Source organism: Streptomyces sp. NPDC048523 (assembly GCF_043199815.1).
In the GTDB taxonomy this organism is placed as follows: Bacteria; Actinomycetota; Actinomycetes; order Streptomycetales; family Streptomycetaceae; genus Streptomyces.
On the sequence record NZ_JBICWQ010000001.1, the window covers coordinates 1,249,496 to 1,263,833 of the forward strand.

At 68.9% G+C, this 14,338-nt stretch carries 7 protein-coding genes and 1 pseudogene; 5 read left to right on the forward strand and 3 right to left on the reverse strand.

The features are described from left to right. Positions 1–43 precede the first annotated feature (43 nt). From ACGFWE_RS05705 to ACGFWE_RS05715, 3 genes are all read left to right on the forward strand, one after another. Positions 44–6,259 carry a DNRLRE domain-containing protein gene (locus ACGFWE_RS05705; RefSeq protein ID WP_393598099.1) on the forward strand — a complete coding sequence of 2,072 codons (6,216 nt, stop codon included), beginning with the start codon at positions 44–46 and terminating at the stop codon, positions 6,257–6,259. Positions 6,260–6,631: 372 nt separating this feature from the next. Next, positions 6,632–7,462, forward strand: coding sequence for a glycoside hydrolase domain-containing protein (locus tag ACGFWE_RS05710; protein WP_393598101.1), 831 nt, complete (start codon positions 6,632–6,634; stop codon positions 7,460–7,462). 830 nt (positions 7,463–8,292) lie between these two features. After that, positions 8,293–8,667 (forward strand): hypothetical protein, encoded by a 375-nt coding sequence (locus ACGFWE_RS05715; protein ID WP_393598103.1) that lies wholly within the window; start codon positions 8,293–8,295, stop codon positions 8,665–8,667. A gap of 185 nt (positions 8,668–8,852) precedes the next feature. Here ACGFWE_RS05715 and ACGFWE_RS05720 read toward each other — a convergent pair whose 3' ends face one another. Together ACGFWE_RS05720 and ACGFWE_RS05725 are read right to left on the reverse strand one after the other, a co-directional pair. Continuing rightward, positions 8,853–9,965 carry a sensor histidine kinase gene (locus ACGFWE_RS05720; RefSeq protein WP_393598105.1) on the reverse strand — a complete coding sequence of 371 codons (1,113 nt, stop codon included), beginning with the start codon at positions 9,963–9,965 and terminating at the stop codon, positions 8,853–8,855. Then, on the reverse strand, positions 9,962–10,717 hold the full coding sequence (locus tag ACGFWE_RS05725) for a response regulator transcription factor (RefSeq protein WP_393598107.1): 756 nt from the start codon (positions 10,715–10,717) through the stop codon (positions 9,962–9,964). The genes ACGFWE_RS05720 and ACGFWE_RS05725 overlap by 4 nt, the downstream gene beginning before the upstream one ends. A 396-nt stretch (positions 10,718–11,113) precedes the next feature. Here ACGFWE_RS05725 and ACGFWE_RS05730 point away from each other — a divergent pair, with 396 nt between their 5' ends. After that, on the forward strand, positions 11,114–11,314 hold the full coding sequence (locus ACGFWE_RS05730; protein WP_393598109.1) for a hypothetical protein: 201 nt from the start codon (positions 11,114–11,116) through the stop codon (positions 11,312–11,314). Between the two features lie 236 nt (positions 11,315–11,550). On the opposite strand, the gene ACGFWE_RS05735 is transcribed toward ACGFWE_RS05730, so the two are convergent. After that, positions 11,551–12,897: a hypothetical protein gene (locus tag ACGFWE_RS05735; protein ID WP_393598111.1), complete on the reverse strand. Its 1,347-nt coding sequence runs from the start codon at positions 12,895–12,897 to the stop codon at positions 11,551–11,553. 70 nt (positions 12,898–12,967) lie between these two features. Between ACGFWE_RS05735 and ACGFWE_RS05740 the strand changes: the two are divergent. Then, positions 12,968–14,241 (forward strand): annotated as a pseudogene (locus tag ACGFWE_RS05740) (molybdopterin-dependent oxidoreductase). Positions 14,242–14,338 lie beyond the last annotated feature (97 nt).

The following is a 14,338-nucleotide window of genomic DNA, read 5'->3' on the forward strand; positions in this document are numbered from 1 at the left end:
CGGGGGGAGAGCGCGCTTCATAGCGAGTGGTCTCGCCCTGGCCATGGCCATCACCGTGCTGGACGGCGCTGGTTCCGCTCTTGCCCAGCCGCGCCAGGCGCCTGCGGCCGTACCGCAGAAGAAGGCGGTGACGCAGGCCGCTGACATCGCTTCGGCCCGTATCGCCGCGAAGTTGTCCGGTAAGAGGGTCGAGGCGCTTTCCGAGCGCACCGAGACGTCGACCACCTGGGTCAACAAGGACGGGTCGCTCACCACCGAGCTGACCGCCGGGCCTGTGCGCTTCAAGGACCCCGCCAAGGGTGTCTGGCGCGATGTGGATGTCGACCTGGCGGCTCAGGCTGACGGTTCGGTTGCCGCCAAGGCGCACCCGGCTGGGTTGAAGCTGTCTGGGAAGACGGGCGCCAAGCCGTCTTCCCTGCGAGCGGCCCAGGCCGCTCCCGCCGCCGATCTGGTCACGCTCGGCCAGGGGGACGAGCAGATCACCCTGCAGTGGCGCGGTGGGCTGCCGGCGCCTCAGCTGGACGGTACTCGCGCCACCTATGTCAACGCGGTGCCCGGCGCGGATGTGGTGGTGGAAGCCACCCGTACCGGCTTCGAGCAGTTCGTTGAGGTCAAGGCGCGGCCGGAGGCCGGCTTCGCTTACACCTTGCCGCTTCGGACCAAGGGCCTGAAGGTCGAGCAGCAAGCCGACGGTGGTGTGCTGTTCACCGACAAGAAGTCGAAGAAGACCGCGGTCATGCCTGCCCCGGTCATGTGGGATGCCACGGTCGACCCGGTCTCCGGCGAACACACGCGCCAGGTCCGCGTTGCCATGAAGGTGGTCAAGGTCAAGGGCGGTGTTGATCTCGTCATCACCCCCGACGCCGACTTCCTGGCCGATCCGGCCACGAAGTACCCCGTCACGGTGGACCCTTCCACCTCGGCGCTCTCCAATGTCTTCGACACCTACGTCCAGCAGGGCACCGCGGTCGACTGGTCCACGGATGTCGAGCTGGACCTGGGTAACCCCGGTACGCAGAACGCCGACGGGACCTTCCGGACCGCCCGGTCGTTCGTCTCGTGGAACACCGCGCCGATCGCCGACGCGCTGGTGACGGACGCGAAGCTCTCGCTGTGGAACTTCCACTCCGGCAACTACACCGGATCGTCATGTCCGACCCAGCCGTGGGAGGTGTGGTCCACCGGCGCTGCGACGACATCGTCGCGGTGGACGGCCCAGCCGTCATGGACCGCGAAGAAGGCCACTTCCTCGGAGACCCGGGGCAACGCTTCGTGTTCCACGCAGCCGGACGGCTGGATCAACGCCAACGTCACGACCCTGGTGCAGGAGTGGGCCTCGGCCAAGGCGGCCAAGTCGCACATGGGTCTGCGTGCCACAGATGAGGCTGTCACGGGGCAGTGGAAACGTGTCAACTCCGCTAACGCAGCCTCGAACCCGCCGAAGCTGACCGTCACGTACAACTACCGGCCGCGCACGGGCACGAAGCAGGAGGCGGGTGCGCCGTTCTTCTCCTACGGGGGCGCCTATGTGGTCAACACCACTACCCCGACCCTGCGGGACACCTTCGTCGACCCTAACGGGGACAAGGTCAACGGCACCTTCCAGATCTTCGACTCCGCCACCAACGCCCAGGTCGGCAACGTCATCGTCTCGCCCTGGGTGAACTCCGGACAGGTCGCCTCCGTGACCGTCCCGGCGGGAGTGCTGACCAACGGCAAGACGTACAAGTTCCGTACGTCGCCGTACGACGGGGCGCATTACAACACGGGCTGGTCGGAGTGGAAGACGTTCACCGTCGACACCACCGCCCCCTCGGCCCCGACCGGTGTGACGTCGACGGACTACCCGTCCACCGCGTGGGTCAAGGGCGCCGGACAAGCCGGCACTTTCACGGTCACGCCCCGGGGCACCGATCACAACTGGCTCGAATGGTCCCTGGACGGCCTGACGTGGACCAAGGTCACCACCAGCGGGTCCACCGCGGCCAAGGCCATCAGCGTCACCCCGCCCAAGGACGGCACCCACACCCTGCAGGTGCGGCAGGTCGACAAGGCGGACAACAAGTCCGAGGCCCTGGAGTACACCTTCCACGCCGGGCCCGGCGGCTTCGTCCAGCCCAGCGAGGGTGAGAGCACCGCGCGCCGGCTGCCGCTTCTCGCCGAGGCCGAAGCAGGCAAGTACGACTCCGTCTCCTTCTCCTGGCGTCGTTCCGACGCCGACACCTGGACGAAGATCCCGGTGTCGGACGTCCTCAAGGACGGCCAAGCGCTCACTTCGTGGCCGGTCCCACTGGTGAACGGTAAAAACGCCGCCCTCGCCTGGAACGCCACCAGCACCGTGGACCCCGATGGCAGCGTCCAGATCAAGGCCGACTTCACCGGGCCGAACGGCGCGGCAGGCAGTACGCAGCCACATCCCGTGGTCATCGACCGCAACGCGGACGGCGCCGCCGGTTCCCAGGTGGGCCCGGGCTCGGTGAACCTGCTCAACGGTGACTACTCGCTCGGCGCCTCGGACGCCGAGGTGCTGGGCCTGTCGGTGAGCCGTACGGCCTCCTCACGAGTGCCGGACAAGGGCACCAAGCAGACGGGCCAGGCGCCGATTTTCGGCAAGGAGTGGGTCTCCGGCACCACCGCCCCCGAGGTGGACTCGGGGTACTCCCACATCGAGAAGACCTCCAACACCTCGCTCAACCTCGTCTCGACCGACGGCGCGTCCGCGTACTTCACGGCCAACCAGGCCCAGAACGGCTGGATCCCCGAGCCCGGTTTCGAAGAACTCGCCCTGACCGGCGGTTTCTCATCCTCCTTCACCCTGAAAGAGGACGACGGCTCGGTGACCACTTTCAAGAAGGCTGCCGCCGACGCCCCGACCTGGCAGCTGTCCAGCTCGGTCAAGTCCGGTATCGACGGCGGGGAAAGCCTGGTCGTATCCGAAGCCGTTACCATCGACGGCAAGCGGGTCAGCCGCCCCAAGCGCATCATCGGCGCTACGAGCGCGGCCACGGCCACGACCTGTGAGGCCACTCCGTCGACACGCGGCTGCAAGGTCCTGGACTTCGTCTACGCGACCACGACCACCGCCACCGCCAGTACCTTGGGCGACATCGCAGGCCAGGTTTCCGAGCTCAAGGTGTGGGCCTCCGAACCCGGCGCCGCCAATTCCACCGCGGTCGGCGTGGCCCGCTACGCCTATGACGAGCAGGGCCGTCTGCGGCAGGTGTGGGACCCGCGGATCAGCCCCGCTCTGAAGACCACGTACACCTACGACTCCGCCGGTCGCATCAGCACCCTGACACCACCGGGACAACTGCCGTGGACGTTCAACTACGGCAAGGTCGCCGCGGTGACGGGTGCCTCGGACGGCATGCTGCTGTCCGTGCAGAGGCCCACCCTGGCGGCCGGCACGAAGGACCAGGTCTCCGGCACGGCGACCTCCACGGTCGTCTACAACGTTCCGCTCACCGGGACGACGGCCCCGGCCGCGATGGGCTCGGCCGATGTCGCCAAGTGGGGACAGAACGAGGCTCCCGTTGACGCGACCGCGGTCTTCCCCGCGGACAAGGTGCCCTCCTCCTCCGACGGTGCGCAGTTGACGAAGGCGGACTACGCCCGGGCCATGGTGCTCTACATGAACGCCTCCGGCCGCCAGGTCAACCAGCGCAACCCTGGCGACCACATCACCACCACCCAGTACGACCGGTACGGCAACACGGTGATGGAGCTGTCGGCCGCGAACCGCGCTCTCGCTCTCGGGCTGACTGCCAAGGACAAGGCCGGCCTCGCCGAGCTCGGACTGGGCTCCGACGCGGCCGGATCCGCAGCGCGGGCCCGCCTGCTGGCCAGTGAGACCACTTTCGCCGCCGACGGCTCCCGCTCGACCGACTCCCGTGGTCCGCTGCGCATGCTGACGGTGGAGAAGGACCTCAAGGCCGCCGACGGCACGGTCCTGCTCGCAGCGGGCACCGCGGCTCCCGGTCGTACGTGGACGACCACCGCCTACGACGCCGGTCGTCCCACCGACGGCTCCGCCACCGTGGTCAACCAGCCCACCAAGGAGACCGTCGGCGCCGAACTGCTGACCTATCCCGGCCAGATGGCCGACGGTCGTATCACCACCACCGAGTACGACTGGGCCAAGGGCCTGGCCACGAAGAACGTGCAGGACCCCGGCGGTCTGGCGATCACCCGGATCACCCAGTTCGACGACAAGGGCCGCGCCGTCAAGTCGCTCATGCCCAAGTCGAACGGAACCGACCCCGGAACCCAGCTGACCACCTATTGGTCCGCCACCGGCACCGGAACCTGCGCGGGCCGTCCTGAGTGGGCCGACCAGGTCTGCGAGGTGCGCTACGCCGGTGCCGCAGCCGGCACCAACGGCGCCCTGCCGGTGATCTACAACGAGTACAACGTCTACGGTCAGCCGACGAAGGTCGTGGAGAGCGCCAACGGCGCCACTCGCACCCTGGTGACCACCTACGACGCAGCAGGTCGCCAGTCGACGGTGACCACCAGCGGCACCGCCGGCACCGCCATCCCGGACCAGACCTTCACCTACGACGCGGAGGCAGGACACCTCACCAAGACCTCCTCGACCACCGCGGGCGCCATTACCCGTACCTTCGACGTGCTCGGACGTCAGATGAGTTACACGGACGCCGACACCAACACCACCTCGGTGCAGTACGACCAGCTCAACCGGCCGGTCAAGAGCACCGACGGTGCCCCCTCCACGGTCACCTACACCTACGACACCTCGGCAGAGCCGCGCGGACTGCTCGTCTCACTCACCGACTCCGTCGCGGGAACCTTCCGCACCTCGTACGACGCGGACGGCAACGTGGCCACCGAGAAACTGCCCGGCGGCTACACGATGACCCAGGCCAACGACCCGGCCGGCAAGCCGACGGAGCGCGCCTACACCCGTGACTCCGACGGCGCCCTGCTGCTCAGCGACGCCGCCACGGTCACGGCTCACGACCAGTGGGCCACCCGGGCCGGAGGCGCAGGACAGAACACCAACCGCGCCTACGGCTACGACGCCGCCGGCCGACTGCTGTCGGTGGAGGACACCGCCGACAGCGTCTGCACCCGCCGCTCGTACGTCTGGGACAAGCACTCCAACCGCACCTCCGTCACGACGGCCGCCGCCGCCCCCGGTCTGGACTGCCCGACGACCGGTGGTACGACCGTCACCAGCACCTACGACACGGCAGACCGGCGGACCGACAGCGGCTACGTCTACGACGCGTTCGGCCGCGCCACCACCGTTCCCGGTGAGGGCACGCTCGGCTATTACCTCAACGACCTCGTGAGGCAGCAGCAGTTGGGCGACCAGCGTCAGACCTGGGCTCTCGACGCCACCCGCCGGATCCGTTCGTGGACCGTCGAGTCGAACGCCTCGGGCAGCTGGGCCACGACCGCGACCAAGGTCAACCACTACAGCAGCGACAGCGACAAGCCGACCTGGATCGTCGAGAACACCACCACCGGGGCCATCACCCGCAACGTGGAATCCGCCGGACGCAGCCTCGGTGCCACCACCAGCAAGACCGGCGACGTCGTCCTGCAACTCGTCGACCTGCACAACGACGTCTCCCTCGCGCTCCCGCTCGACACCTCCAAGGCCCCCACGGCCCTGACCACGGACGAGTTCGGCAAGCGCACCAGCACCGAGCAGGCCCGGTACGGGTTCTTCGGCGGCGAACAGCGCTCCGCCGACACCCTCGGCAACCTCGTGCTCATGGGCGTGCGCCTGTACGACCCGGCATCCGGCCGGTTCCTGCAGACCGATCCGGTCGCCGGCGGCAGCTGCAGCAACTACGACTACGTCTGCGCCGACCCGGTCAACGCAGAGGACGTCTCTGGCTGTCTGCCCTGCAAGATCCCGTGGTACGCGTGGACCGGCTGGCGAAGCGACATCAAGATCACCTGGTCCGGGAAGTGGTCCTACACCAGCTGGCGCACCAAGAAGTACTCCTGGATGTGGGACGCGCTCGCCGACTGGACGCCCCTGGCGATCGTGGGCTGGAAGGAGCGGTGGCGCTGGCGCACCCAGCGCGGTGTCCGCTGCACCCTCCTGTCGTGGAGCCGCGAAAAGGTCCTGGCCGAATGGGTGTCCGTCTACACCACCCAGTACCAGGACCGGATCACCTACCGGAAGACCTACACCAACTTCCGGTTCTCCGAGACGTCGTCCTGGTGGACCACCTACCGGCGGACCTACGTCTACTCCTCGAAGATCTACTGGGGATACTGACCCCGGTACATTCCAGGCTGCCCGGACCGCTTCTCAGCGGTCCGGGCAGCCGCCCTGACTTCCCGAACGCCTCTCACCAGTGAAGACCAAGGAGCATAAGCATGTCCCAGTCCCGTGTCGGCGTCCTAGTGATGTCGATCGGCGTCGCTCTCACAGCGGCCGGAGCAGCGATGTACGTTCTTCCCGGCCCGGGCCTTCCTGTCCTGCTGCTGGGTCTCGCCGCTGTCGTCGCAGGAGGGGCCGTATGGTTCATCGGCCGCAATTCCGCAAGCTGAACGCTACTCGGCCGTCATAAGGCGCACCGATTTCTCTTTTCGTTAGTCGCCTGGGCTGCAACAAACCCTGGCTGATTGAATTTTTGTGGGGTGGGAAATGCCGAAGCATCGGCTGTCCAGAAAAGGCCGCTACATCGCTCTGGCGACGACCGGCATCGTCGTCGTGTCCGGCGCCGGGATCGCGGCGCAGACCTCGATGGCCGCCACAACGTGGCCCGCGCAGAAAACCTACACCGGCCGGGCCTTCGACGCCTGCACGGCGCCCTCGCTCGCCGCGATGAAGGCGTGGAAGAAGGACGCCTACTACAGCGGCGTCGCCGTCTACATCGGCGGCAAGAACCGTGGTTGCGCCCAGCCCAACCTCACCAAGTCTTGGGTGAAATCGGTCGACACCCTCGGCTGGCGGATCATTCCGCTGTACGTCGGCGCACAGCCCCCCTGCCAGAAGAGCCTCAACAAGGAGAGGTTCACCGCGGCCACCGCGGCCTCGGTAGGAGCTGCCAATGCCAATGACGCGGTAGCCAAGGTGTCGGCGCTCGGTATGAAGCCCGGCAGTCCGATCTACCTCAACATGGAGTCGTACGACGTCGCCGACAAGGCATGCAACGACGCCACCCTCACCTACGTGCGGTCCTTCACCAAGACCCTGCGCGCCAAGACCTACCGCGCGGGCCTCTACGGCTTCAGCAGCTCCAGTGCCAAGGCGATCGCCACCGCCAAAAACCGCACGGATTTGCCCGGCAACCTCTGGTACGCGCTGTGGAACGGCCAGGAGACCACCACCAAGGACTGGCCCTGGGACCCGAAGCTGTACACCGACCACAGCCGCGGCCACCAGTACAAGGCCAACAGCAAGGAAACCCGTGGCGGTTACACCATCAACGTCGACCGCAATACCTGGGACGCCCCGGTCGCCATCATCGGCTGACGTGCTTGCCGCCGTACAGCGCCGTTGGCTACGTGGACTTGACCGGCCACGTCACCCCTGTTGACGGTTCGAGGTGGTGCCTGGAGGGTCTTGCCCCCAGTCCAATGCATGGCCGCGCCGCACGTCCCGGAGATCTTGTATGAGACCTCCACCCAGGTGTCTGTTGGCCCCACGGGAACGACTGGTCGGGGCCGTTCACCTGGCAGTGGGTGTGGGATTCGAACTCACGGTGACATCGCTGCCGCGACGGTTTTCCAGGTTGTCACCGTGAGCGGGCCGCATCGCACACCCAATAAGAGTCTGCACGTCCATGACCACATCACGGAGGCGTCCCGGCTGAACGCCTTCGCGTGCCATCCACTCATCGAGGCGGGGATGGAGGTATCTGACCGCCCACGGCCCGGGGCGTCTCAGAGCATTGAGCGGCTGACCGAGATCTCTTACCCGTCTCCGAGTACCGGGCTCTCCACGGACTCTGCGGTTCAGGCGTGGTTGAGACGTGTCCAGGGGGTGGGGATCCTGTTGACTCTGTAGGGGTAGCTGGTAACCGTCACCCCCCTGAATCGGCCGCCGCCCGCCGCATGGGCCAGCTGCGAAGCAGTCCCGGTCCCGCCGGTCATCGGGGTTCATCGACTCGTATTACCGCTCAGCGACCGCCTACGACCGTGCAGACACAGCTGGTTCACGCGGCCTGTTCGGGGACGCCGACGGCGCCCGCGACGCCTACGGCGCGCTCGCCCAGGATCTGGAGCACAGGCTCGGCCGAACGACACCCGTCGACCCTGCGGGTCCTCTCCGACCTCAGCCGGTGGATCGGGGAGACGGGTGACGTGCGCTCCGCCGTCGCCACCTACCGGGAAGCGGTGGACGGACTGGTCTCCGTCCTCGGCCGACTGCACCACGACACCATCATCGCCCGGCACAACCTCGCCTACTGGCACGGGATCGCTGGAGACCACGGCCTGGCGGTCGAGCAGTTCCTCATGGCGGCCGATGACGCCGAACTCGCCTTGGGCTCTGAGCACCCCACCACTCTGACCTGCCACACCAACCTGGCCTTCTGGCGCTGCCGTACCGCACCGGGGACCATGCCACGGCAAATCGGCACCCCACTGCCCTATAAGTGGCGTCAATCGTCACCTCGAAGCCACGCTGACCGTGCACGGGCCCGCTCGAGGTGCTGCGCGAGACCCGATTTCGGCTAGGTTCTGTTCGAGGGAACGCTCGCGGAGTCCGACCGCCTGGGCGACGGCCGGGCCGACTAGTCAGCCAAGCACTGCTGATGGCGTGAACGTGAAGTTGCTGACCGACCCAGATGGCCGACCGCCATGGGTCCAGCCCGGATGCCATTCCGGTAGTCGGCGGATTCGCTTGGCTCAGGAGCCCCCGATCACGCCTCGGCCAGGGGAAGCGTCACTTCGAAGCGGCACCCGCCGGGGACGTTGCGTACGGCGGCCTGGCCCTGGTGGGCTTCCACGATGCCTCGGACGATGGCTAGGCCGAGGCCCGCACCGGCGGGAGGAGTGCGGGCATGGGTACCGCGCCAACCGGTGTCGAAGACACGTGGCAGGTCCTCCTCGGGGATGCCGCCGCATCCGTCGGTGACGGACAGGACGACTCCGTCGGAGAAGCGCTCGGCGGTGACCGCGACGGTGCCGTCGGAGGGTGTCCGGCGGATCGCGTTGACCAGCAGATTGCCCAGCACTCGGCTCATCTCCTTGCCGTCCACCTCGACCGGCACCGGCTCGACGCGGTCGCCGACCAGCCACACCCCGTGCTCGCGGGCGAGGGCGTCCGCTCCCGCGAGGGCGTCGCCGACGAGGTCGTACACCGACATGCGGGAGGGAGACAGGGCGAGCGCCCCGGCGTGGATGCGGGAGAGTTCGAACAGGTCCCCCACCATGCCGTTGAGGCGTTCGACCTCCGTGCGCATCTGGCGGAGGTAGCGGTGGGGGTCGGCGGCCACGCCGTCCTCCAGGGCCTCGGACATGGCGCGCAGCCCGGCCAGGGGCGTGCGCAGGTCGTGCGAGATCCAGGCGACGAGTTCACGTCTCGAAGTTTCCAGGGCGCGCTCGCGGTCGCGGGACTCGGCCAGCTTCGCACTGGTGGCGGCCAACTCGCGGCTGAGTGCGGCCAGTTCCGCGGTCGCCGGGCCGTCGGGGGCCGCGAAATGGCCACCGTCGCCGAAGGAACGGGCGGCGGCGGTGAGCGCCCGGCTGCGGGCGACCACCCACCGGCCGAGCAGCAGCGCGGTGACCAGGGAGACGACGGCAGCCATCGCCACGACCGTTGTGACGACGCTCAGGTCGTGCGAGGACAGGAACATCGCCTGCGCCACGGCCAGCGTGCCCGCGAGCATGGCGGTCACGGCCACTGCGGCGACCACGGCGAGGGACGCGGTCAGCGAGCGTCGCCGGATCAGCCACAGCACACCCGCCCCGAGCAGCCCGGCCAGGGCGGCGCCGAGGAAGGCGAAGAGGGCGATGAGGAGGGTGTCGCTCACGGTCGGACCGCCTCCTCGCAGGGCGTGGCATCGAAGCGGTAGCCCACTCCCCACACCGTCTGGATCAGTCGGGGCCGGGCCGGGTCGTCCTCCACCTTGCCCCGCAGTCGGCGGACGTGGACGGTGACGGTGGACAGGTCGCCGAAGTCCCATCCCCACACCTCGCGCATGAGCTCTTCGCGGCTGTAGGCGCGGCCGTGGTTGCGCAGGAGGAAGGCGAGGAGGTCGAACTCGCGGAGTGTGAGGCTGAGTTCGGTGCCGTTCTTGGTGGCGCGGCGGGCTGCCGGGTCGACGGTGACGCCAGCCGCGTGCACGGGGTGAGCCGCGACGGCGGGCCGGGTCCGGCGCAGTACCGACTCGACCCGCAGGACCAGCTCACGGGGGCTGAAGGGCTTCGTGACGTAGTCGTCGGCGCCCACTTCCAGGCCCAGGATCCGGTCGCCCTCGTCGCCGCGGGCGGTGAGCATGATGACCGGCACGGGCCCGCGGGAACGTATCCGGCGGCACACCTCCAACCCGTCCATGCCGGGCAGCATCAGGTCGAGCACCACCAGATCCGGCCAGTGCGCGGCCGCCCGCGCGAGCGCGGAGTGCCCGTCCCCGGCTACGTCCACTTGGTACCCGGCGCGGTCGAGATAGCCGGAGACGACCTCGGCCACGGTGGGATCGTCGTCCACGACGAGGACGCGGGTCGTACCTCCCGGCCCGCGGGGAGCATGTTCGGAGCCTGGGGATTCGTGCGGCTGCTGCATGCTCCCAGCTTCCCACCGGCCTCATTGCCGTGCGGACGGGCCGCCCCGACGTCCGGGTTTCGTAAGATCTTGACGCCCGTTTCGCCCTCCCTTGAATCTGGCCATTCCCGCGGCCAACGCTCCCGTCGTACGGCGTTGCCGTGTACCTCGGCGGCGCCTGCGCGCCCGCGCCTGAGCTCGGAAGGCGCGGCGTCGCGAGCACCCCTGCGTGCCTCCGTTCGCACGTTCTGGCAGGCCCCTGGCATCGCCGACGGCGGGAGGAGCCCGCGTGGGCCGGAATTCTTACCAGACTCTGACGCGACGGCCGACCAGCTGCCTGGCCCACGCTTGACCACCGACCCTGGTCCTGTCGCCACGGATCCGCAGTGGCGGTCGCAGATCCGCGAGGAGCCAGATATGAGCAGGCCCAAGCCGCGCACCAACCGGATGGCGAAGCCAAGGAGTCCTTTGCATGTCATAGGCGCCGGATTCCTCGCGACCACGGCAGGTGGAACGACGGTGACCGTCGGTCCGGTCGATCACTGCGTCATCATGCCGGGCAGCGCGTCGGCCGATGCGCTCGCTTCTCCGGGCTCTTTCGCCCACGACGACCGGTGAGGGGCTGACAGCACATGACGCTGGCACGCCGCTTGCTGACGGGCGTCCAGTCCCGGCCCGGGTGACCGCCACGATGGCCCCGATCGCCCTCTGCAGGACGTTGCACCCGTGTCGTACCAGCGCGGCATCCTGGGCGCGGGGTAGGGGTGGCGCTGGAGGCGAGGGCCGGGAAGGTCCGTCCGGAGAAGCGGTGAGCGGTGGCGCTCCTCCGCGGAGGCTTGAGCTGGGTCCCGTGGTCACCATCCCGTCAGCAGCAGGTGGTTGAGGAGCAGGGCGAGGGTGGCCTGTGCGGTGAGCCAGGCGCGGGGTCGGGTGAGGAACGTGCAGGCCGGGAGGAGCCACATCGCGAACGGCAGCCAGATGCGTTCTGTTTCCGCTTTGCTCATGCCGGAGAGGTCCGCGGCGAGGAGCGCGAGCAGGGCGGCGAGGACGAGCAGGGCGAGGCGGGGTCCGGGGGCGGAGCGGCGCAGGCATGTGCGAATGCCCTGGCGGAGGGGAGCCGCGCCGGCTCGTCGCAGTCCGGCCACCGTCGCCGGGCCCACGACGAGTGCCGTGCACGCGAGGTTCGCCCACACCCAGTAGCCGTAAGGGCGGACGCCGCCGGCCCCTTGGTAGTAGCGGGTGACCAGCAGGTGGTACGCCTCCCACCAGTTGAAGCCCGCGAAGGGGAACGCGGAGGGGACGACGACGAATCCGGCGAGGACGTAAGGGAGGGGGCGCAGCCGTCGGGAGCCGAGCAGCAGGACGCCGGCGGCGATCACCGCGAACAGTGTCAGCCCGTACGAGAGATACGCGGTGAGGCCGAAGAGGAGCCCGGAGGCGAGACCTGTCGAACGTGGCCGGTGTCCCGTGACGGCGAGGGCGAGGAACGCGATCGCCCAGGCGGCGACCGCCGCGAAGTAGCCGTCCGCGGAGGTGCCCATCCAGACGGCGGCCGGGGCCAGGACCAGGAAGGGCGCGGCGCGGCGGGCGAGCGCCTCCCCGGACAGCGCTCGTACGGTGACGAGAACCGCCACCGCCGCAGTCGCCCCGACGGTGATGCACCAGACGCCCGCCCAGGCCCCGCCGCCCAGTCCGATCCGGTCGAGGAGGACGAAGGTGAGGGTCGCGGCGGGGGGATGTCCGGCGACGTGTGCGGGCCAGGCGTCGGGTGAGTGGATCAGGATGTGGTGGGTGAAGTCCTGTAGGGCGGCCGGGATGTCGTGGAAGCGGTTGACGGGGTCGATGACCTGGAGGTACTCGTACTTGGTCGTCAGCCGGCGGGCGATCCCGCGCTGCCACCCGTCGACCAGGGCGAGCGAGAACGTCCACGCCGTGGCCGTGCCCCAGGCCGTGCACAGCAGCGCGCGCCAGGGCAGCCGGGCGGCGAGGAGCGGCCCGTACGCGACCACGGCGAGGGCCACCGCGATCGCGGCGGGGGTGCCGGAGCCGACATGCGGCTCCCAATGCCCGTACAGCGGCGGCCAGCTGACATGAAGGTTTCTGTAGCGGTGTTCCAGGACGGTGCCGATCACAGCCGCCGTCGTGACGAGCAGCGCTGCGGCCAGGGCCGCGGACAGGTCGCGGAGAAGATCGCGGTTCACACCGGCACGCTAGGCCGGGGAGGGCCGGGTGAGGCTCCGGTGAGCCTGGACGTCAGCATTTCGTCATGAGTTGCGGGCCCCCTCCTCGGCCTGTCCCGGCCTACGGTCGGGACGGCGCGACCATCGACTCCCCACTTCTCCCGGTTTCTGGCGCAGCCCGCTGCGCAGCCCCTGGTTCACCTCCGTGCTCGGTATCGTGCTGCTCGGCGGGATCACGGTGCTCTTCACCACGGGCCTTGTGTCGTACGCGGCCTACAACCCCGGCCTGTCACCGGTGAACGACAAGACCCCGGACAAGGGCCTGCTCGGCTTCTACCTCTTCGCCTGGCCGACCGACCGCCCTGGCTCTACCGGCTCACCCAGGGGGTCCACGTCACCCTGGGCATCGCGCTGATCCCCGTACTGCTGGCAAAGCTGTGGTCGGTCCTGCCGCGACTGTTCACCCTGCCGCCCGTGCGATCCCTCGCACATGCGCTGGAGCGGATCTCACTGCTTCTGCTGGTCGGGGGCGCACTGTTCGAGTTCACCACGGGCGTGCTGAACGTCCAGCTCGACTACCTCTTCCCCGGCTCATTCTATCCGCTGCACTTCTACGGGGCCTGGGTGTTCTTCGCGGCGTTCGTGACACACGCGGTGCTGCGGGCGCCGGCCGCGCTACGCAATCTGCGCCACCTGGGCGACCAGGAGAGCGAGCTCGGCTCTCCCAACCCCGCCCCGTCCACCGTCTCGCGCCGCGGCGCCCTCGCCTTCGTCGGCGGCGGCTTCCTGCTCCTGCTGACCACGACGGCGGGCCGGAGCTTCGACGGACCGCTGCGAGCAACGGCCCTGCTCGCGCCGCACGGCGGCCCTGAACCGGGTTCGGGACCCGGCGGCTTCCAGATCAACAAGACGGCCGCGTCGCGCGGGATCAACATGACGGAGACGAGTGACGAGGCGTGGCGGCTGGTCGTCGAGGGGCAGGGGCGGACGGTCCGGCTGAGCCGGACCGAGCTGCTGCAACTCCCCTTGTACAGCGCTGCGTTGCCCATCGCGTGTGTGGAGGGCTGGTCGACCTCGGACCAGTGGTGGCGGGGCGTACGCCTGCGGGATCTGGCGGCGCTCGTCGGGTATGAGACCGGCGCGGCGCCCGACGTACTGGTGGAGTCGCTCCAGCGGCAGGGGTCGTTCCGCCGGGCCGCCTTGCGCGACAACCAGGTGCGTGACCCGCGTTCCCTGCTCGCTCTGTTCGTCAACGGCGAGCCCCTGACCGCGGACCACGGCTATCCGGCGCGGGTCATCGTTCCTGCGGCGCCTGGCGTGCTGAACACCAAGTGGGTGGCACGGATGACGTTCGGAGATCTGTGATGCGACGACGTGTGACACGACGGCTTGTGGTGCGCCCGGGTGTGGGCAGCCCGCTTCAACTCCTGCTTCTCGCCTGTTCGTTCGCGTTGGCAGGGTA

Coding starts and splice junctions, on each gene's coding strand:
- ACGFWE_RS05705 (WP_393598099.1), top strand. CDS start 44: ATGGCCATCACCGTGCTGGACGGCGCTGGTTCCGCTCTTGCCCAGCCG.
- ACGFWE_RS05710 (WP_393598101.1), top strand. CDS start 6,632: ATGCCGAAGCATCGGCTGTCCAGAAAAGGCCGCTACATCGCTCTGGCG.
- ACGFWE_RS05725 (WP_393598107.1), bottom strand. CDS start 10,717: ATGCAGCAGCCGCACGAATCCCCAGGCTCCGAACATGCTCCCCGCGGG.
- ACGFWE_RS05730 (WP_393598109.1), top strand. CDS start 11,114: ATGAGCAGGCCCAAGCCGCGCACCAACCGGATGGCGAAGCCAAGGAGT.